The sequence below is a fragment of the Paenibacillus sp. 7523-1 genome (assembly GCF_002276415.1).
Lineage (GTDB): Bacteria > Bacillota > Bacilli > Paenibacillales > Paenibacillaceae > Paenibacillus > Paenibacillus illinoisensis_A.
Map to the genome: position 1 here is coordinate 106351 of NZ_NPBR01000019.1, position 19383 is coordinate 125733.

20 protein-coding genes are annotated in these 19383 nt (G+C 46.5%); 15 read left to right on the forward strand and 5 right to left on the reverse strand.

The features are described 5' to 3' along the window. Positions 1 to 17: 17 nt before the first annotated feature. Together CHH60_RS20995 and CHH60_RS21000 are read right to left on the reverse strand one after the other, a co-directional pair. Entirely contained in the window at positions 18 to 782 is a 765-nt protein-coding gene (locus CHH60_RS20995) for a MerR family transcriptional regulator (RefSeq protein WP_095360982.1), read from the reverse strand. Positions 783 to 832: 50 nt separating this feature from the next. Next, positions 833 to 1033, reverse strand: coding sequence for a MerR family DNA-binding transcriptional regulator (locus CHH60_RS21000; protein ID WP_095360983.1), 201 nt, complete (start codon positions 1031 to 1033; stop codon positions 833 to 835). A 373-nt stretch (positions 1034 to 1406) separates the two neighbouring features. On the opposite strand from CHH60_RS21000, the gene CHH60_RS21005 reads away from it, so the two are divergent. Continuing rightward, complete coding sequence (locus CHH60_RS21005) at positions 1407 to 2309, forward strand: SDR family oxidoreductase (protein ID WP_095360984.1); 903 nt, start codon at positions 1407 to 1409, stop codon at positions 2307 to 2309. A gap of 93 nt (positions 2310 to 2402) precedes the next feature. Here CHH60_RS21005 and CHH60_RS21010 read toward each other — a convergent pair whose 3' ends face one another. Next, positions 2403 to 4868, reverse strand: a complete 2466-nt coding sequence (locus tag CHH60_RS21010) for a transglutaminase domain-containing protein (RefSeq protein ID WP_095360985.1) — start codon at positions 4866 to 4868, stop codon at positions 2403 to 2405. A 289-nt stretch (positions 4869 to 5157) separates the two neighbouring features. Between CHH60_RS21010 and CHH60_RS21015 the strand changes: the two genes are divergently transcribed. Together CHH60_RS21015 and CHH60_RS21020 are read left to right on the forward strand one after the other, a co-directional pair. Beyond that, positions 5158 to 5577, forward strand: a complete 420-nt coding sequence (locus CHH60_RS21015) for an ester cyclase (protein WP_095360986.1) — start codon at positions 5158 to 5160, stop codon at positions 5575 to 5577. Between the two features lie 220 nt (positions 5578 to 5797). Further along, positions 5798 to 8179 (forward strand): GH36-type glycosyl hydrolase domain-containing protein, encoded by a 2382-nt coding sequence (locus CHH60_RS21020; protein WP_095360987.1) that lies wholly within the window; start codon positions 5798 to 5800, stop codon positions 8177 to 8179. A gap of 110 nt (positions 8180 to 8289) precedes the next feature. Here CHH60_RS21020 and CHH60_RS21025 read toward each other — a convergent pair whose 3' ends face one another. Then, entirely contained in the window at positions 8290 to 9057 is a 768-nt protein-coding gene (locus CHH60_RS21025) for a GNAT family N-acetyltransferase (RefSeq protein WP_095360988.1), read from the reverse strand. Between the two features lie 138 nt (positions 9058 to 9195). Here CHH60_RS21025 and CHH60_RS21030 point away from each other — a divergent pair, with 138 nt between their 5' ends. From CHH60_RS21030 to CHH60_RS21050, 5 genes are all read left to right on the forward strand, one after another. Next, a complete protein-coding gene (locus CHH60_RS21030) occupies positions 9196 to 9891 on the forward strand; it encodes a M48 family metallopeptidase (RefSeq protein WP_255248029.1) in 696 nt (231 codons plus the stop codon). Positions 9892 to 9941: 50 nt separating this feature from the next. After that, positions 9942 to 10328, forward strand: a complete 387-nt coding sequence (locus CHH60_RS21035) for an iron chaperone (RefSeq protein WP_095360989.1) — start codon at positions 9942 to 9944, stop codon at positions 10326 to 10328. Positions 10329 to 10374: 46 nt separating this feature from the next. Then, positions 10375 to 10908, forward strand: a complete 534-nt coding sequence (locus CHH60_RS21040; RefSeq protein WP_095360990.1) for a cysteine hydrolase family protein — start codon at positions 10375 to 10377, stop codon at positions 10906 to 10908. Between the two features lie 276 nt (positions 10909 to 11184). Further along, positions 11185 to 12768, forward strand: coding sequence for a glycosyltransferase family 39 protein (locus tag CHH60_RS21045; protein WP_095360991.1), 1584 nt, complete (start codon positions 11185 to 11187; stop codon positions 12766 to 12768). Positions 12769 to 12772: 4 nt separating this feature from the next. After that, positions 12773 to 13354 (forward strand): hypothetical protein, encoded by a 582-nt coding sequence (locus tag CHH60_RS21050; protein WP_095360992.1) that lies wholly within the window; start codon positions 12773 to 12775, stop codon positions 13352 to 13354. A 121-nt stretch (positions 13355 to 13475) separates the two neighbouring features. Here CHH60_RS21050 and CHH60_RS21055 read toward each other — a convergent pair whose 3' ends face one another. Then, the gene (locus CHH60_RS21055; RefSeq protein ID WP_176476153.1) at positions 13476 to 13901 is read right to left on the reverse strand and encodes a hypothetical protein; all 426 of its coding nucleotides are present in this window, start codon (positions 13899 to 13901) and stop codon (positions 13476 to 13478) included. A 390-nt stretch (positions 13902 to 14291) separates the two neighbouring features. Between CHH60_RS21055 and CHH60_RS21060 the strand changes: the two genes are divergently transcribed. From CHH60_RS21060 to CHH60_RS21090, 7 genes are all read left to right on the forward strand, one after another. Then, positions 14292 to 14864, forward strand: a complete 573-nt coding sequence (locus CHH60_RS21060; protein ID WP_255248030.1) for an RNA polymerase sigma factor — start codon at positions 14292 to 14294, stop codon at positions 14862 to 14864. After that, the gene (locus CHH60_RS21065; protein ID WP_095360994.1) at positions 14839 to 15693 is read left to right on the forward strand and encodes a hypothetical protein; all 855 of its coding nucleotides are present in this window, start codon (positions 14839 to 14841) and stop codon (positions 15691 to 15693) included. Before CHH60_RS21060 ends, CHH60_RS21065 begins: the two co-directional genes overlap by 26 nt. Then, positions 15686 to 16549, forward strand: a complete 864-nt coding sequence (locus tag CHH60_RS21070; protein ID WP_255248031.1) for an ABC transporter ATP-binding protein — start codon at positions 15686 to 15688, stop codon at positions 16547 to 16549. The genes CHH60_RS21065 and CHH60_RS21070 overlap by 8 nt, the downstream gene beginning before the upstream one ends. After that, positions 16546 to 17616 (forward strand): ABC transporter permease, encoded by a 1071-nt coding sequence (locus CHH60_RS21075; RefSeq protein WP_176476154.1) that lies wholly within the window; start codon positions 16546 to 16548, stop codon positions 17614 to 17616. The genes CHH60_RS21070 and CHH60_RS21075 overlap by 4 nt, the downstream gene beginning before the upstream one ends. 148 nt (positions 17617 to 17764) lie before the next feature. Then, entirely contained in the window at positions 17765 to 18424 is a 660-nt protein-coding gene (locus CHH60_RS21080; protein WP_095360997.1) for an Imm41 family immunity protein, read from the forward strand. Positions 18425 to 18460: 36 nt separating this feature from the next. Then, positions 18461 to 18910 carry an SMI1/KNR4 family protein gene (locus CHH60_RS21085; RefSeq protein ID WP_095360998.1) on the forward strand — a complete coding sequence of 150 codons (450 nt, stop codon included), beginning with the start codon at positions 18461 to 18463 and terminating at the stop codon, positions 18908 to 18910. Further along, on the forward strand, positions 18907 to 19353 hold the full coding sequence (locus CHH60_RS21090; protein WP_095360999.1) for a hypothetical protein: 447 nt from the start codon (positions 18907 to 18909) through the stop codon (positions 19351 to 19353). Before CHH60_RS21085 ends, CHH60_RS21090 begins: the two co-directional genes overlap by 4 nt. The last annotated feature ends 30 nt before the right edge of the window (positions 19354 to 19383 follow it).

The window sequence follows — 19383 nt, forward strand, 5'->3', positions numbered from 1 at the left end:
TGGAAGGAGACTGGACTTCAGTCTTCTTCCATTTGTTGTAACCGCAGCCGCATGCCTTCCTGAAGCAGGTTAATCCCGTCGACGATCTCGCTCCACTCGGGATTCACCACCATACACAGCCTATTAAAACGAAGGATGCGCTCCGTAACAGAGTCCAGCATGTACTGAGCCTGAGTTCGGAAAAAAGCCTCCGGGTCTCCGGTATGCTCAATACTCGCGTACAACATGACAAAATCCTGCACGATCCCCTGAACCGCAGGACTGTCTGGCGGCCATTGCTTGGACAATGCATCGGTGGCCCGGACGCGGATTTCCTCCATTTTCTTCACCCAGACTTCCGCCTCAACTTGTGGATGGTTCGCCATCGTGAAGAAGGGGAGTTCGAGTCGGGCCAGATCGGCAAAATAGCCGGGATCATTAATGATTTCCTGGATTTCATTCCAGGCCATCGTTTGCTCGGCAGACATTTTGGTATCTTTCATCAAGTATTTATCAAAGAAATGCAAGAATGAAACTCTCCATTCCTGCGGGAGTCCATCCAGAAGATGGGATTCTTCCATTTTGGCAGAGATGAACTGTTTGCGTTTCTTGGCATGGGCGGTAAGCGAATCCACCAGGCTGGACACATAGCTGAGAGATTGATCTGCATGCAATGGAGTTTCGGCTTCATGCTGCTTGGCTTGCTGCAAAATGGAGAGCATGGAATTCAGAGTACCGATCTGGGTCTCAAGCGCTTCAATCTGCAGGTCCAGCGCCTGCGAGACACCCAGTTCACCAGACATGAGCTTGCGAATATCTGGTATGCCGAAATTCAGATAGCGAAGCGTTGTGATTAGCTCCAGCCGCCACAGGTCTTGGGGGTATAGAGACGGTGGCCGCCTTCCGTGTGCAGAGAGGGATGAACCAGTCCGATCTCGTCGTAATAACGGATGGTTTTAACGGTGGAACCAATCATTTTGGCGGCTTCACCGATCGAATATTTATGTGGATTAGAACCCTGATTTGAATCCAATAAGATCACCTCATGATCCATTATACAACCTCCAGTGACTGGAGATTCAATTGTACGCAGCTGCGATAAGGAAATGGCCAAGCCCAGTTTAAATTCCACCCATCTCGGTTACAAAGAAAAGAGTGCAACTTTTATGAAACCCAACTATAAATAAATTGAAATTTACACATTCTATATTAATTGAACTTCACATCTACACATTAACGTAGAGGGCAGAGAAAACCTGAAGAAATGAAATGTTCGCCTTTATCACCTAATTTTCTCCTTCTAAAGGAATAGAAAAAAATTGGGGGATAACAGCGATCGGAAGGTTGCTCTGACCGCGCAGTGACCCGTGTAGAATCCATTGGTTCTATTTTTATAAAGTGTAAATTTCCCCAAGGAGGAATTGAACATGGCTAATCAAGACCAGCATACTGTACAAGATCCGACGACACAATATCCGAAGGCAACATCAGAATGGAAACAGCAGCAGGAAGAGCCTGGACTTCAGCGTGAGATGACACCTGTGCCTGATGCAGGCGAAAAGAGCTACAAAGGCAGCGGACGACTGACTGGACGCAAAGCCGTAGTGACCGGGGCAGACAGCGGGATTGGCCGCGCGGCTGCAATTGCTTTTGCCCGTGAAGGCGCGGATGTTGTGCTGTCTTATCTTCCTGAAGAAGAAGCCGATGCCAAAGAAGTGGTACAGCTGATTGAAGAAGCAGGCCGTAAGGCTGTTGCGATTCCCGGCGACCTGAAGGATGAGAACTATTGTGAGCAGCTCATTGAGTCTGCCGTTAAGGAGCTTGGCGGGATCGATATTCTTGCCAACGTGGCAGGTAAACAGCAGTTTGTGGAACAGATTGCGGATCTGACTACAGAGCAATTCGATGCGACATTCAAAACGAATGTATACTCCATGTTCTGGCTCTGCAAAGCGGCTGTAAAACATATGAAACCAGGCAGCTCCATCATCAATACGTCGTCCATTCAGGCGTACAGTCCTTCACCAATCCTGCTGGATTATGCAACGACGAAGGCGGCCATCAACACGTTCAGCAAAGCACTGGCCCAGCAGGTCGGCAGCAAAGGTATCCGCGTGAATGTTGTAGCGCCAGGTCCGGTATGGACACCGCTTCAGGTGGTTGGCGGACAGCCCGTCGAGAAGCTTGCTAGTTTCGGTTCCAATACGCCACTTGGCCGGGCAGGACAACCTGCCGAGATGGCACCTGCCTTTGTATTCCTGGCGAGCCAGGAATCCAGTTACGTGAGCGGTGAGACCCTGAATGCTAACGGTGGTACCGTTAGTCCTTAACAGGAGACCGTAAATTGGTCCCCAATGGATTAGCTTGTTAAGCAAAGAACTCCATTCCCGATATGGGTGATGGAGTTCTTTGTGTTTTGGTTATTATTTTTGTTCCGGATTGGTTTCCAGAATCGTGTAACTGCCCAGCGTTACCAATTGTGCCGTGTTCAGCAGGGCTTCATCCACCGCAGCAAGTGCTTCGCCTGCCGCTGTCATTAATTCATCGGAGTCAACAGGGGAGGCCAATCTCAGAATAACCCGTTTCTCCCCATTTTTCAGTTCACTCTCCGTTTTCGTTTTATATTCATTGACCGAAGCGACTTCGAGTTCATTTTGCACATAATAGTCATTCGCATCACTTTCACCATGAAACAGTTCGAGTTCGGAATCGATCCAGTAATCTTTATCTGCTATCGTTTCCTGACTTGCAGCCGTCTCATCGTTTGCATTGTATAGGAAGTAGGGAATACCGGAGTTGGACAGGTTGTTCGTGGCATCTACGTGGAACCATTCATTTCCGATTTTGACCTTGTTCCATGCATGAGGGACACCACTGGATGCTCCCGTTACGACAATGCTGTCCAATCCGGACAGATCGGAGAGCAGCTTGTAGACCGAAGCATAGCTGGCGCATACACCAACCCCTTTGACCAGAATACCGTAGGTGGTGAATGAGTCGTTAAACTGAGCATCCACATTTTTAAAGTTGTTTTGCTCCGCACTTTCCAGTGCCGCATCGTCATACTTCGCATTATCGTTCAGATAATCATAGATGGCTTTTCGTTTCTCATCATCCTTCATGCCATCCTTGATGATGGAAGCAACAACTTCGTTTGCTTTGGCAATAATCTCGCCTTGTTTCTTCTGGATGACATCTGCAGATTCATTGTAATGAATGGAGAGCGTCAATGTACCATAGTTGTATTCGAAACCTTCGACGCCGAGAATCAATGGATTCTGATACATTACTTTCAGGACAACATCCGAGAGTGTCGTGAAATTTTGGGCTTCGGGAAAAGCTTTCAATGAGATTTGATCTTCAGCTGCAATCATGTTTTTGGCCAGCACTTCTTCCAGTGCAGAATCCGCATTGATGAGTTTATCACCTGCAGCTGGTTCAGGAACGGTTTCCTGGTTGCCTTCTTCAACATTCTGCTGTGTGTTCGATTTCTGTTCGTCCACCAGATTTGCTTCTGCCGTTTCAGGGTTAGAGGCAGGTGCTTGTTCAGAACCTTCTTCAGTGGTCGCATCCACTTCAACTTCAGGTGCTGGAACAGCAGTCGTTGCAGACTCTTCAGGCGTAGATTCTGTTGCAGTCTCCGATGCAGGCGCATCATTATTGTTAATGATGGTTGGCACATCAGGTGCAGGCACGTAAGGAGTGTCATTTTTTGGTTCAACCAGTCCGTTACTGGACTCAGCGACCGTTTGTTGATCCAATTTGGCCAAGTCTTCTTTGGTTACAGATTCTACCCGTACGTAGCTCTTAAGAGCGGTTCCTTTGATATGAAAAGGAATGTTCGTTTCGTTGAAATCCGAGATTTCTACATTCGCAGTATCGTAGACAATTGATCCTTGGGAGAAGGAACCGTCGATGTGTTCAATACTTGTTGTTTTAGGCAGTTCGTTTGTGTTCTTCAATTTCTTCATATAGAGCTGTTCTTTTAGAGCCATGGGCAACTGGTTAGAGAGAGGAGCAGTAGCCACACCGTTACTAAAATTCGATTCCTTGTCCCCACTGACAGCAGTGACGTAGTATTCACCCTTCATACCATGGTTCTGATAGGATGTCGTTAGTTCATTCATGATACCAAGGCCGCCTTTGCCATCCTCATTGAAATCATTGAAGGATGTTTCGGTTGTCGTTGCTACGACCAGCGGATTGCTTCCATTGTAGGCTTTCTCTGCCCCTTGCAGGGGAACATTGTTTGTTTCAAAAATAACCGTTCGATCGGCACGATTATAGATTTTATACTCTGCTGCGCCCTCTACCTTGTCCCAGGTAAGCGTGAACCGTTTATCCTTGTCGATCTCATACTTAAGATTTGGAACAGGCAGCTCGGATTTTACTGTAAAAGGAATAATCATGGGTTGATCAAGTAGTGTCAGTTTCTCAGCATCTGGATTATAGTTCAGACGAATGTAATAGATGGGGGCACCACCCCATGTACTTTGTTCTTGTGCTTTCAGCTTCTCTGAGCTTAATACACCCCATCCGAGAGGTTTGATCGAAATGCTATTATCATTGATTTCCGGTATGGCATAGACTTTACTTGCTTCCAGGGCTTTAATATCCGTATGTACACTAATCATGTCACTTGCTTGTAGACGACTGGTTTTTAGGTCAGCCTTAAATGTAAACTGGAATTCTTCGTCTTGAGCTACGTTATACATGGGCATAATCGATGGGCTTGATTCGGAGCCGTATTTTTGCTTCAAACTCAATATGGTAGAGCCTTCTAAAGTTTCTGTGGGATTATTTTCGCTCGGACTGCTCTCTTTGTCATTGCTTTGGCATCCGGCCAGCAGTAGAGTGAGGGCAAACAACATTACGAATAGACGTTTCATGATACACCACTTTCTGGTTTTTCTAGTTCATACACCTGACATTATCATTTATGGTAAAAATCAATCTGAATCCTCTTATCAGCAAAACCTCCTATTAATTACCTAAAGTCTTTTGCTAGTTTATGGTTATATAGTCTCATTGTCAAGGTATGTTAATAGGGATAATAGTCCCGTAGAACAGTAGAACAGATTGAACTCCCACCATGGAATGGATGTTAGAATAAGGGAAGATATAGAAGGTTGCGTTTTAGATGTGACAGAAAATCCAATGTAAATGGAGTGGCTTGCAATGACCCCAGAACAGATTGTCAGAGCCTTTTTCGAGGAGGTTCGGTCAGGTCGTAACCTTGATTATGCTGATACATTGATGGCAGAGCAGGTACTGGCACATCAGGTGGTATCCGAAGAGGAAGTGACCGTAAACAGGACACCTTCCGAATATGCGGATCATGTACGAGAGATGATTCAGGCGTACGGTGAAATCTCACTTGAGATACAGGAACTGATCGCACAGGGCGATAAGGTGTATGTGCGCTGGAGACAAGAGGGTATACATATTGGTGAAGTGGACGGATATGCACCAACCCATCGGCCGGTTATTGAAATTGCCAGTGCCGTATATCGCGTGGAAAATGAGCGGATTGCAGAATATTGGATTCAGATTGACAGGCTGGGTATTGAAAAACAATTGGAGCGCAATAAGAGCTGAGAATTCAGCTCTTTTTTTGTTATATCGATCCTTCTTACAGAAGTTATATTTTTAATAGAATGTTTTCGAGGTTTATGCGTTGAGCAGGTTAATTTACATGAAGTTTTAAACATTTATCCGTGACTGTAAGCGTTCCCGTGTTATAATGAATGAAGTTGTATACAAGTTACTAAAACGTTTTCTGTCATTCCAATTTCATAACCGAAAGAGAGGTTCAGTGATGATCAGAGTAACGAACGACAATGAATATTACGAGCTGACCAGTCCGACAAGTATGCCTAAGGCATCCGGATTCCTATGGAACGAAAAGATGATGATCCATATGAATTGCCGCGGATATGCTGTGGCGCAATTCATGCAGCCGGAGCCTGCCAAGTACTCGCATGCACCCAATTTGGAAGCGAAAACCTTTATGCAGCCGGAGCAGCCGTATTATGCGCATCATCCGGGGAGATTTGTCTACATCAAGGATGAAGTAGGCGGAAACATTTTCTCGGCTCCATATGAGCCGGTGCGAAAACAGGCGGACAGCTATACGTTCGCCGTGGGTAAACACGATATTCGCTGGAATGTTGTAAGCGATGACATTTCCATTGAGATGAGCCTGCGTCTGCCCAAAGCGGATGCCATGGAGCTGTGGCAAGTGAAGGTGAAGAACCTTTCCTCTCATAAACGCAAGCTAAGCATGTATCCGTATTTCACGGTTGGTTATATGTCATGGATGAATCAATCCGGTGAATACGTGGATGAGTTGCAGGGAATCGTTTGCTCGTCCATTACGCCGTATCAGAAGTATCAGGATTATGCCAAAGTCAAAAATTACAGCGACAAGACCTACCTGCTTGCGGATCGCAAGCCTGCTTCATGGGAAGTGAATCATGAGCGTTTCGAGGGCGAGGGCGGCCTTCATGCCCCATCGGCATTGCAGCTGGACACCTTAGAGGGCGGGGATGCAAGGTATGAGACACCTGTCGCTGTCCTTCAGTACAGGTTGGAGCTCGAAGCAGGAGCTGAGCGGGAATACCGGTTTATCTTTGGCCCGGCTCATGATGAGGCAGAGATCGAACGCATCCGGCAGCAGTATTTTATCAAACGGGATCATGAAGGATTGGATGGCTTTGCCTTGGCTGAACAGGAATATGCCGCTTACGTTGCAGAAGGACAGGGAAATATCCAGATCCAGACCCCGGATGACGGATTGAATAATTTTGTAAACCACTGGCTGCCACGCCAAATGTATTACCACGGCAAAACGAACCGTCTGACGACTGATCCGCAGACCCGAAACTATCTGCAGGATAACATGGGCATGAGTTACATTCAGCCTGGGATCGCACGAGATGCCTTCCTGACAGCCCTGGCTCAGCAGCATGCAAGCGGCGCGATGCCGGATGGAATCATTTTGCACCCGGATGCTGAGCTCAAATACATCAACCAGGTTCCTCATACGGACCACTGTATCTGGCTTCCGGTCTGTATGCGTACGTATCTGGATGAGACGAATGATTACAGCATTTTGGAGGAGCAGGTTGCATTTGCCGACAGTGAAGAGAAGGCCTCTGTGCTGGAGCATATGAATCTGGCCATGCGCTGGCTGATTCAGGATCGTGACCATCGCGGCCTCAACTTCATTAATCAGGGCGACTGGTGTGATCCGATGAACATGGTGGGTTATAAGGGCAAAGGGGTATCCGGCTGGCTCACCATTGCAACGGCGTATGCGTTCAAGGTATGGGCGGATATTTCGGAGCAGGCCGGGCATACCGAAACAGCGAAGCAATTCCGTGAGGAAGCAGACCGGACCAATGCTGTAGCGAATGAGTATCTCTGGGATGGCGAATGGTATGCACGCGGAATAACGGATGATAATGTCGTTTTTGGCATCAGCAAGGATCAGGAAGGACGCATCTATATTAATCCTCAGGGTTGGGCGCTGATGAGCGGCGCGGCCGATGAGGAGAAGCGGAAGAAGCTGATCCGGGCAGTGGAGGAGCAGTTAGAGACCCCATATGGTGTGGAGAAGTTGGCACCGTCTTTCACCGCCATGCGGGAAGATGTGGGGCGGGTTACGCAAAAACATCCGGGCAGTGCCGAGAATGGGGCGGTCTACAACCATGCGGCTGCGTTCTACATCTATGCACTGTATTTGGTTGAGGAAAAGGAGAACGCCTATCGACTCCTTCGCAAAATGATTCCTGGTCCCGATACCGAAGATGTCCTCCAGCGGGGGCAGTTACCTGTATTCATCCCCAATTATTATCGCGGGGCCTACAGACAATATCCACGTACAGCCGGGCGCTCCAGCCATCTGTTCAATACAGGTACGGTACCTTGGGTGTATCGCTGCCTGATCGATGGACTGTTCGGATTGCAGGGTCACGCCGAAGGGCTGCTCGTTCGTCCGCAATTACCTGCGGATTGGGATAAGGCTTCGGTGACCAGGTTGTTCCGTGGTGCCGAGCTGCAGGTAGAGATGAAACGGGATGCGGCTGTCCGAAAGACCGAAGTGTATGTTAACGGTCAATTGATCGAAGGAGACATGATTAAGGATATCCAGGATGGCAAGTCATACGAGGTACTGGTTAAGCTTCCTATATCATAAGGATAGAAAATATGAAATGCCTTTCTTGTTTTTTAAGAAAGGCATTTTTTAATACGATAAGGTGCATCTAAGGATGTCTGATGAACTGGAGTTCGGGGCAGGGATGTGGATCAAGATTCGTGGAGTGCCTTAACTCTATACCAATACGAGTAGATTTTCGAATAGCCCAGCTTGGCGTAGAGCTTTATAGCGGGAGCGTTACCGGCTACAACCTGCAGATAGCTGGATGTGGCGCCTTGTTTTCTCCCCCAATGCAAGAGATGTAATATCATCTGTTCAGCGAACCCGCGATTCCGGTATGCGGCATCCGTTACGATATCATACAAGCCAATGTAGCCACGTTCAACAACGCCCAGGCCACAGGCAACGACTTGCCCATCAACCGAGAGAGAAATGAAACCTGTGCTTGTACGGATATTGGACAGCATCTGTGTCATTGTTCTCCGCTTCCCTTCATGTACCTGATTCAATCGGCAAAAGTGATCCAGCCACTCTTGGGTCAACTGCTCATCGATTTGTACAAAAGGGTACTCCGGTTCCTTCAGCTCTTCCAGACTGCGCACCTGCATGTTGGTGTGATCCACAAGGGTAAACCCTCTGTCCTGCAGAAGCTGATCCAAGTGATCCGGCTGGCTAAACGGTGTGATTTTGAAAATGGTACTCAGCTGGTTGGATGCGTAGATTCGCTCGCACTCATCGATCTTGGCAAACACATCGTGGGTAGAATCATAGATGGGTTGTATGGAGTTGGCACGCTTCGTGTATCCGTTGGCAAAACGTAAAATCCATCCATCATAGAACAAGGTAGACAAGGACTGCCAGTGATTGAGGGATAATTCCTCAATGATTTTGTGTCCATTCTCAGTAATTTGCTTCATACGGTATCCTCCATTTATATGAGACTGAATTCAATATTTTTAAATAATAATACATAATAGTGAATAATAATACAGTTTTATTTAACAAATATTTATGTGTTGTTTGTGCAGATTACCTTAGGATGATATACAATCGTAATGAATGGATTAAAAAAAGAAGCGGAGCACAGCATGCTAACGATTAAACTAAACGAACACATCATTCAATGCCATGTGGTATATGGCAAAGGCAAGAAGGTTTCCATCACAATGGACCTGCCCTACATGGTAACGATTAAGGCACCTAATGGCACGAGCAATGAGATGATTCAGCAGCTTGTAGAGCAGCATGGTGAAATCATATTGAAGAAATCGGCGCTAATGCAGCAGGCCCTGGAAGGACCGCAGGCCAAAGACTACGAAGAAGAAGGTAGCGGGAAGTTTTTGTTTCTGGGCAAGGAATATGCACTGCATGAGTTAATTAAGGTTGAAGGGTTGTCCGAGGATGAGCTGCGGGCGAATCTGAAGAAATTTTATTTTGCCGAGTGTAAGAGAGTCATTGGTGAACGCATTGGTCCATATCAACAGGAGCTGAAGGTCAAGCCAAAGTCCATAGACATTGTGGAATCCCCCACCAAGTGGGGCAGCTGCAGCTGGGACAAAAAACTCACATTTAACTATCGTCTGGCCATGGCACCACCGGAAGTCATTGATTATGTCATTATCCATGAGCTGTGCCATATTCATCATATGAATCATGATCGCTCCTTCTGGCGCCGCGTTGGCAGTATCATGCCAGACTACAAGACGAAGGAAGATTATTTGATGCGCAATGGCCGGGCCATGACGTTGTGAAAAATAAATCCATATCACGAGTCCATGAATCGTGGTGGAAGGAGTTCAGGATGGCTGAGGGTAACCATTATTCTGCACTGGTCGATGAATATATTTCGGGGTTCGCTCCTGATGTACAGGTCAGACTGCAGGTATTAAGACAAATTATTCGTGAAGCTGCTCCGAATGCGGAGGAGAAGATTAGCTATCAGATGCCAACGTATGCGCAGCACGGAAATCTGGTCCATTTTGCTGCATATAAGAATCATATCGGACTCTATCCTGCTCCCAGCGGAATCGAGGCATTCCGGGATGAACTCTCTGTCTACAAAGGCGCTAAAGGTTCAGTGCAGTTTCCCCTGAATCAACCCTTGCCTGAAGAGCTTATCCGCCGGATTGTGGAATTTCGGGTGAAGGAAAATGTGGAGAAGGCCGCGGAGAAGAAACGAAAGAAGTAGCTTATATTAGAGGAATAGAGCATTTCGTAGTAAGGGGAGAGTGCCCATGAACAAAGCCTTGATCGTATTGGATGTACAGTACGGAATCGTGTCATTAGGGGATGTCACCATCCAGTTGGACAAGATCAAAACGATTATTGCTGATTTTGAGCAGCATGGTGAGATTGTCGTTTATATGAAACATATAGATTATGATCATGAGGGATCACCGCTTTTTCATGAAAATGCATCGAATTTGGAGATAGTGATGGATACCAGCCGGCATCCCGTTATGGAGAAAAGCAAACCGAGTGGTTTCAGTAATCCGGAACTGAAGTCTTGGTTACTTGAACATCAGGTTGAGCATGTATTTATTGTAGGATTTAACACGGAGTATTGCTGCTTGTTTACAGCGATTACTGCGGAACATGAGGGGTTTAAAGTTACCTTCATCGAGGATGCAACCGGTACGGTGAACACTGCGGATACTTATGATATGCCCGGATTGGACATTCAGGATTTTGTCGGTACGATTCTGAACTGGTCCAATTGTATTGAAGTTTTATATGTGGATGAGTATAAGGAAATGTATCGTACTTAGTGCTCTCTTCATGTGATATGTGAGATTGGGGTATTGCATATTAATGAGAGATTATACGTAAAATACGACTCACTGAGCAATAGTCGCTTTTAAGGGCCGTGGGCTTCAATATCAGAAAAACAAATAGACCGCTTCCTTTTTGCAAAGAGGGCGGTCTTTTTTGTGTTTAAAATCATGTTCGTGGGGTCAGCGATAGCCGACAGTTCGAATTCAGCGATTTTTCAGTTAGAGCCATTATACTGTTTTCGAATCCTGTACTCGAAAAGGAGTTTTGGCATGTCTAAGGTGATCCATAAGACGCTTTATCTCATTCTTATTTTCTTTGTTGGTTTGTTTATTGTGTCGTCTTTATTCGTTCGGGCGCAGTATAATTATGGCCTTTATGGAGACAATCCGATCCTGGGAACCCAGCAATGGAGCATTTTCCTTCCGGTCATTATCCTGCTTCTGTTAACGGGTATCGGGCTATACCGTTTCTGCCTGAGATTGAACAAGTACAGTCCAAAGGTCGTCATCCCAGTGGTTTTGCTGTGTTCCATGGCGATTCAGATCGCGATTATCTTTGTGTTTCCAAGAGTGCCGACGGATGATTCCCAGACGGTCGTTTCTCTGGCAATGAGCATGCTCTACGATCAGGATTATTCTTCGTTTGAAACGGGTGGATATCTTCACATGTTCCCGTTTAACTTTTCCATCGTGCTCTATTTAAAAACACTGCTGTACCTGTTCCCGGATAACTATCTGGTGATCAAGCTGTTTAATATCCTTTTTTCAACGTTGACTACCTTTATGATTTATCTTATTTATAAGCAGCTGAACCCCAAATCTACGGAACGGGATTACGGCGTTTTGATTTTTGCAGCGACGTACTTGCCTTCCTTATTCTTGAACAACCTGATTTATAACGATGTTATTGCGACGGCATTTCTGACATCCTGTTTATATTTTTTGCTTCGGTTTGTACGCGAAAAATCATGGAAGGCTATTCTCTGTGCTGCGATTCTTCTCTCCATCGGGAACTACTTCCGCAGTATCGGCGCCATTGTGCTGATTGCCGCTATCTTGTACATCCTGCTGAACATACGGAGTATCGGGTTCAAGAAGGTGCTGGGCTCCATCGCCGTACTGGCTATTCTGTTTAATGTCCCAGGTTGGACCCAGAATGCCGTGCTGCAGTCCACAGGTACGGTAAAAGAACCGGTCGGCGAGAATTCGGCCCCCGTCTATATGTGGCTGAACATGGGGATTAACCTCGAACGATTCGGATTCTGGGACAATATGGAGAGCTACCAAATCTATCAGAGACAGGCCAATTACAATAAGGCTGATAGCACTACATTATTTAAGCAGGAGATTGAATCGAAGCTGTCGGAAGCGAGTGCCAGCGAACTGATTCAGATGTATTACAAAAAGATCATATGGACTTGGACTGAAGGGACGTACCAGATGGATCGATACGGAATCGGCAATGAAAGTGCCTCAGGCATGGGAAGAGGAAGAGCAGGCGGAATTGCTGGCTCCTATAGTTACACCAATGGGGTAACGGACCTGTTCCAGGGGGATTCAGTCTATCGAACGGGTGTGCTTTGGGTCGTATATGTGATGAACTTCCTGATGTACTGTTTTATTTCCGTTCGGTTGGTCCGGGGGATTCGTCTTAAGCGATATGATGAAGTCTCTCTGATTCTGGTGGTTCTCGGATTTATCGGTTTTTATATCCTGTGGGAGATCAAATCGCGCTATATCTATCCGGTATACCCTTTGCTAATCGTGTTGTCCTATCTGGGATTCAAAGATACGTATGAATTGATGTTCCAAAGAAAACTCGGCTGGGGACGGCCATCCCTGGGAAAAAGGTGATCTTATGCGAAAAAATTATTATTTCACATCTGTTCTAATCCTGCTGGCAGGCTGTGCTGTTCTGCTTGCCGCCTGTGATGTCATTACAGCCCAAAACATTACGAATACCGGTACTGCGCAAGGCATGAATGGCGGGGGAATGATAAATGGTGGCCCAGGCATGAACGGAGGAACGCAGAGAGGCGGAGGCATGAATGACCGAACAGGTGGACCGGATGATATGCGTGGTGCAATGAATGCTGATCTCACAGGCAGGATTGTCTCCATAAACGGAGATACCGTTACTGTAGCATTACTTGAGTTTCAAGGCTTCTCTTCACAGAACTCCAATAATCAAGGTCAACAGGACGGTGCCCCTGGCAGCGGAAGCAGGGGGATGAATGAAACTGGCGTTGAAATGAAATTAAAGCTGAATGTGGATGTTAGTATCACTCAAGGTATGGAGATGGGAGGACGTGGTAACACCAGTTCAGATGCCAACGGGGCAATTCAGGTATCTGATCTGAAAGAGGGAGATGTCGTCATGGCATGGTATAAGGAGAACACGGAGACAGTGGAACGAATGGCAGTTATCCAGTCTGAATAAGAGATAAAGACAGCGATGAAGGGATTTGCGAGAAGATTTGATGCCGATCCAATTTAAAAGAGCACAGGCTACCTAGTAAAAGGGAGAGTCTTGTGCTCTTTCTCTTCATATATGGTCAGATCTAATCCAGGCTCAGGTCAAAATCAGGTTCACACATGTAATCGATCGGATAGAGATCCTCTTTGGCTGAAATTAATGCACGAAGGTGAAGATAAACATGGTTGGGCTGTACGACCACACCATCCATACGGTAGGGAGCAAGTTCAGCAACGACGAATACGTCTTCCGCAGCGTTACATCTGAAAATGACGTTAGTCGGGTTACATACTTCCTCCATGTAGCTGTAAGTCATCACGTGATAGTCTTGCCCGCGCCATTTGGTTTTAATGACTTTATAGGATTGTGTTGCGACAAGATCAATATAGCGTTCCAAGGGAAACGTATGTTCAAATTGCGTGATGTACCCTTTTTTATCGACATCAATTGTGAATTCTACATCGTAGCTTACGTGAAATTCTTCCTTATAGGTTCCTTTCATCATTTTCATAGCATCCAAATGCGATCCAAAGTCAGGGTCTTCTATGTAGGGGATTGCAATGCGTTCAGGATCAACATGATCGGTAATTTGGCTGGTGCTTGAGATCCCTTTTATAAATTTCGATGGCTGAAGATTAATAGAACCAATCATTTTCCCAGCGTATGCAGGGCTGCAGGTTATTCGCATAGTCATCTCCTTTGTTGTTTATTAGTAATTAGACGAAAGGCAGTAGAGAAAGTTTCAACAGAATAAGGAATTCAACTTGAGGACAATTTGAATAAAAAAGTAGCTGCATTTAGTTGGTGCATCCAACTTGTTAATTTCCAAATAAATGAATTAAACATTTTTGATCTTTTATGAGCAAGTTATCGTTAATTGAATTGAGGGGGTGAGGGAGCGTTGGATGATGAAGAGTTGATTCATGAGATTCGCAAAGGCAGCCGGGCTGCAATGGAAGTATTGGTGAAGCGGCATTATCATTCGATATTTACTTATGTGTACCGGAAAACGGGAGACTATCATACCGCTTACGATCTGACCCAAGAGGTATTTGTAAAAATGATGAAGTCACTCGGCAGTTACCGTGATAACGGAAAATTCAGTCACTGGCTGCTGAAAATTGCAGTGAATCATTGCATGGATTATTTTCGCGGACGCGAATTCAAACAGCAAAACAGGGAAAGCGAGTTAACCGAAGAGGCGCTCCCTGCCAGTGAGCATCAGAACGTGTGGAATATCTTCTACAAACGGCTTCAGAATGATCAAGTTAGGCAGGCAGTGTTACGTTTGCCTGAGCAGCAGCGGGACGCGGTTATTTTGAATTATTACAACGGGCTGAAGATCAGGGAAGTCGCCGAGCTGACGGGAACCAACGAATCGACGGTGAAATCACGTATACGCTTGGGGATAGCGAAGTTGAAGGAGATCATTGTGGGAGGTGAGCGGGATGAAACGTACCGAAAACCAAAATAAAAAGAAGCACACCACTGAATTCGAGATGGAAGAATTCAACGAGATTGCCCCTTATCTGGATCAATATGCGGTTGAATTTCCTTCCGAGATGGAGATTGATCAGACGATCCGGACACTGGAGGCATATATGCCTGGACAGGTGGACCAAATGAACGAACATTTACAACCCTCACCAGGGAGGGCGTTTATAGAATTGCTCCAGGTTGTTCGAGGAGAGGTTGCGATTTTTCACAGATCCTACTGGGTAATATGTGCGCTGCTCCTGATCATTGGCTTCTGGTTAGGGGGGCACAGCAAGATCGATCCCTACATGAGCGGGATTGTTATGGTACCTGTTCCTTTTATTCTGGGGCTGCTGGAAGTGTTTAAAGGCCGGGATCAGGGACTGATGGAAATGGAACTCACCTGCAAAATAACATCGCAGCAGCTAATGCTAACCCGCTTGATCGTTGTACTCTCAGCAAATATGGTGTTTGTACTGCTGCTTATGCTAGCCATATCCGGGGGGACTGGTGGTTCCATTTCATGGAGTGTCATTGCTCTCTGGTACGCCCAACTGATGGTTGCTGCAGGAGCTAGTTTGTGGCTGGCCATGCGTGTCCGGGGTGGTACAGCCGTTAGCCTTTTTTTGGTCGGATGGTTCGGACTCATCTGGCTAATATTGAGCGATCCACGATTCATCAGTCTAGTGCATTCGATTCAAACGCCAGTGCTTATCGTGCTTGCCATATGCGGAATCCTGCTGTTGATCAGCCAAATACGCCAGATGTCGCGTAAATATACATCACAAACAGAAAGAGGTTATTCCTTTGATATTGACCATGGATAACGTATCCAAGAAATACAGGAACAAGTGGGCTGTGAAATCATTCTCGCTGGAGCTGTCCAGCGGTGGTGTTTACGGTCTGCTCGGACCGAATGGAGCGGGCAAAACAACGCTGCTTCGCATGCTTGTCGATATCGCCAAGCCAACATCCGGCCAGATTTTACTGGATGGACAACCGATTGAGCGGATGGGAGATCGCTATCGAAGTCTACTGGGATATATGCCGCAGCGATTCGGATTTTATAACCGTTTCACTGCTCATCGATTTCTCATGTACATGTGTTCGCTCAAAGGGCTGAGTGTACCTCAGGCCGCTGATCGCGTGCAGGAGACATTACGGATGGTTGATCTGGAACAGCAGGCCCAGCATAAAATCCGTACGTTCTCTGGGGGCATGAGGCAGAGATTGGGTATTGCTCAAGCCTTGCTGAATGATCCGCACATTCTGGTTCTCGACGAACCGACGGCTGGCCTGGATCCCAAGGAGCGTATTCGGTTCCGTAACATTATCGGCGAGCTGGGAAGAGACCGGATTGTTCTGTTATCGACGCATATTATTTCTGACCTGGAGTTTTCGTGTAAGGAAATGATTCTGATGAATAATGGTCAACTGATCACTCGGAACACACCTGAGGAGATCATGAACAGGATGCAGGGTAGTGTGTGGAAGGCAACGTTAACGCAGCAGCAGCTTGCTGAGCTAACCTCGCATTTTAAGGTAAGTGGCTTGTCCTATCAGTCGGACGGCATCGTAGCCAGAATCTTGGCCAAAGAGCAGCCTGTACCGCAAGCTGTACCGGAAACTCCTCGTCTCGAAGACGTATACATGCACTATTTTGACGAGGAGGCGACATCGTGATTCGTTTAACCCAATTTGAATTTGTTAAAATCATTACGCGTAAAAGCGTTTATCTGGCACTCGCCGGACTGCTTGTGCTTCTTGCATTATATGCCTGCTTCGGGCATCCCGGGCCGTTGAACGGTACATCATACTATAAGCCCTATGAAGGAGCCATTACGGAGGAGAAGGTTCAGACCGCACGGGATCAGATGCTAGCCGAGGGTTACAGTGACGAAAAGAACCAGACTCGATATGGCGTATTTTATGAAATATCAATGTTCTCCCCGGAATCCACCAAAAACTACACCCGATATGATGACAGCGGAAATGCCATAGAACGAACCGTAACCGTCTCCGAGATTCATTACAATAAGCCATGGGGCTATCTGTTGGAATACATTGATCAATTTGGAGTGCTCTTCATGATGATCATCATTCTGCTCGGACTGGCACCTGTATTTGCAGAGGAATATGCACGAGGAACCGCAGCATTACTGCGCAGCAGCAAACGGGGGAGAAGCCAAGTTGTATCGGCTAAATTGATGGCCTCCATGCTTTATGTCGTGCTATGCGTCATATTGTTTACAGGAGTCAACCTGTTGATCTACTGGTTAAGGTTTGGAAATTTGGCTGGAGCAGATACACCTCTCCAGAGTGTGGGGATGTATTTTCAGGGCTTTTACTATGATTTCTCTCCTTATCGGCTATCGGCGGTTCAGTATTATGGAGTCCAGCTGGTCACTCACTTGGCAGGCAGTCTGGTCTTTGCTTTTGTTGTGTTATGCGTCTCTACGCTCAGTTCAACGTCGTTTGTTGCCATGGTCATTAATGTTGCGATTGTAGGTGTGCCTTATCTGGCATTCGATGTGCTCAACTTCAACCCGGGATGGGCCAAGTGGATTGAGGAGTTTTCATTCAGTACCATGATGCGGGTAACGAGGTTATTTCAAGCACCAGCGAGCTACTCCGTATTTGGATTGGAACTGTCCTATTTGACTATATATATGATTATTATGGCTGTTATTACGATTGGCGTTGTATTTGGCATGTATCGTGCATTCCGTACCCGCGAGGTGTTTTCCTGATCGAAGCCTTCTAGGTGAGATGAATAGATATTCAATTGGGGTCCGCAGACATGCGGGCTTCTTTTATATGAAGGAACAGGATGTGATATTTCCAAACATTGTTCAATTTTGATACATTGGTTATAAACGTTTCGGAGGTATAAGTCATATGGAACATTCGCTCCAGGAGCTCATGCGCAACGCGCGGGCGGAAGAGAATACCTTTTTATACATGCTTCATGAGGAAGCGCGTTTTGATCAGTTGTTATTCTTGAGATATGTGAATAGTATTATGGAACTGACCCGTCTCACTGCGGACCAACCGCTGAATCGGGAAGCAGCGGGGGCCGTCAGCTTCACCTATTCCAAAATCATGGAGTACCTGCAGTGGCATCACTCGGACTCCGATGTCTACGAAATTGAACATTTCCCTTACGTTAATGCCCATCACATCGTGAGCCTTCTCGGCGAGGTGGTTAACGGTTTTTATCAGGGAACTGTCCTGGATGAATCCCATTTCGATGAGCAATTTCCGAACCCGGCCTTCGCCGGCTTGGTGGCGAACGAACAACCAGCGATATTGCAGCTCGGATATTATAAACAAGAAACGAATGTGCACGCCCTCGGCTTCCGTGAGGAGGATGGGACGTACCGGATTGTGTTGAATGAAGAAGACGACAGAGACCTGGTTGATTCCAAATTGAGCCGCCGGGAGGTGGAAGGAACCTATCTCTTCCATGCGCCGGATGCCAGCAGTGCTCACCAATTATTTCATGAATGGGTAATGAGTACTTATGCACCCTACCGTTCTGCACTGAATCGATCATAATCATAATTGCGCCATTAGTTGATTAGGAGGATGAATATGTTATCTAGTAAAGTTATTGAGTTTTGCCAAGGCAAGGGGTGGTGGCATGAAGATGTACCGAATGAGTATGAGGAAGCACTGAAGAAGCTGAATATTGATCTTCAGTCCGATTTTGCGCAGTTTTATCTGCATGCAGATGATGGCCCGACCTTCTATAGCAGACATCAGGAGATCTATCAGATCTGCTGGGTGATGGAGAATACTGTGTATTTGGAAGACATGACGGTGGCCCAGCTCACCCTCGGATTGCCTGAAGCTTACATACCGCTGGATAGCTTTGAAGGGGAGGGAGGATTTTTCTATAATCGGCAAACCGGTGAAGTGGTGCTTGTAGAGCTTGGTGAGTCGATTGAACTTTTCTTGAACGGGGAGAGCCGCCCCGAGTGGCCTGATTTTAATACATTTCTGGAGTGGTACTTCGAACTGAAGGAGGAGAAGGCGATATGAAGGAATTGACATCGGAACATCCCGAACTGGAGAGACAGATTATTGAAACCGTTGAAGCAGGCAATGTGCTGGACGACACGCAGCAGCATGAACAGGCACTGATCTATTATGATCAGGCCTGGGGGATGCTGCCTGAGCCGAAGACCGAATGGGAAATAGCGAGCTGGATTGCATCCTGTCATGCGAATGCACATATGGACTTGGGACAGTATGCGCTGGCGAAGCCCTGGGCGGAATTATCGCTGCAAACGCGAGGATCGGATATTAATACGGGTCCGCTCATTGAGCTGGGGACCGTCTGCATGAGACTGGAACAGCATGACGAGGCGTATTCTTATTTGCATCAGGCCTATGAATACGGCAAGGAACGTGCATTTCAAGGCTACCCGCCTGACGTGCTGCACTATTACAAGGAACAGAGGATAAAGCGTGAACAAAACTGATTCTACTGAATCACAAAAAGAAAAGGGTAA

What these genes read in the sequence shown, in the direction of transcription:
- CHH60_RS20995 (WP_095360982.1), bottom strand. Translation starts at nt 782, where the DNA reads ATGTCTGGTGAACTGGGTGTCTCGCAGGCGCTGGACCTGCAGATTGAA.
- CHH60_RS21000 (WP_095360983.1), bottom strand. Translation starts at nt 1,033, where the DNA reads ATGGATCATGAGGTGATCTTATTGGATTCAAATCAGGGTTCTAATCCA.
- CHH60_RS21005 (WP_095360984.1), top strand. Translation starts at nt 1,407, where the DNA reads ATGGCTAATCAAGACCAGCATACTGTACAAGATCCGACGACACAATAT.
- CHH60_RS21010 (WP_095360985.1), bottom strand. Translation starts at nt 4,868, where the DNA reads ATGAAACGTCTATTCGTAATGTTGTTTGCCCTCACTCTACTGCTGGCC.
- CHH60_RS21015 (WP_095360986.1), top strand. Translation starts at nt 5,158, where the DNA reads ATGACCCCAGAACAGATTGTCAGAGCCTTTTTCGAGGAGGTTCGGTCA.
- CHH60_RS21020 (WP_095360987.1), top strand. Translation starts at nt 5,798, where the DNA reads ATGATCAGAGTAACGAACGACAATGAATATTACGAGCTGACCAGTCCG.
- CHH60_RS21025 (WP_095360988.1), bottom strand. Translation starts at nt 9,057, where the DNA reads ATGAAGCAAATTACTGAGAATGGACACAAAATCATTGAGGAATTATCC.
- CHH60_RS21030 (WP_255248029.1), top strand. Translation starts at nt 9,196, where the DNA reads ATGAATGGATTAAAAAAAGAAGCGGAGCACAGCATGCTAACGATTAAA.
- CHH60_RS21035 (WP_095360989.1), top strand. Translation starts at nt 9,942, where the DNA reads ATGGCTGAGGGTAACCATTATTCTGCACTGGTCGATGAATATATTTCG.
- CHH60_RS21040 (WP_095360990.1), top strand. Translation starts at nt 10,375, where the DNA reads ATGAACAAAGCCTTGATCGTATTGGATGTACAGTACGGAATCGTGTCA.
- CHH60_RS21045 (WP_095360991.1), top strand. Translation starts at nt 11,185, where the DNA reads ATGTCTAAGGTGATCCATAAGACGCTTTATCTCATTCTTATTTTCTTT.
- CHH60_RS21050 (WP_095360992.1), top strand. Translation starts at nt 12,773, where the DNA reads ATGCGAAAAAATTATTATTTCACATCTGTTCTAATCCTGCTGGCAGGC.
- CHH60_RS21055 (WP_176476153.1), bottom strand. Translation starts at nt 13,901, where the DNA reads ATGAAAATGATGAAAGGAACCTATAAGGAAGAATTTCACGTAAGCTAC.
- CHH60_RS21065 (WP_095360994.1), top strand. Translation starts at nt 14,839, where the DNA reads ATGAAACGTACCGAAAACCAAAATAAAAAGAAGCACACCACTGAATTC.
- CHH60_RS21070 (WP_255248031.1), top strand. Translation starts at nt 15,686, where the DNA reads ATGGATAACGTATCCAAGAAATACAGGAACAAGTGGGCTGTGAAATCA.
- CHH60_RS21080 (WP_095360997.1), top strand. Translation starts at nt 17,765, where the DNA reads ATGGAACATTCGCTCCAGGAGCTCATGCGCAACGCGCGGGCGGAAGAG.
- CHH60_RS21085 (WP_095360998.1), top strand. Translation starts at nt 18,461, where the DNA reads ATGTTATCTAGTAAAGTTATTGAGTTTTGCCAAGGCAAGGGGTGGTGG.
- CHH60_RS21090 (WP_095360999.1), top strand. Translation starts at nt 18,907, where the DNA reads ATGAAGGAATTGACATCGGAACATCCCGAACTGGAGAGACAGATTATT.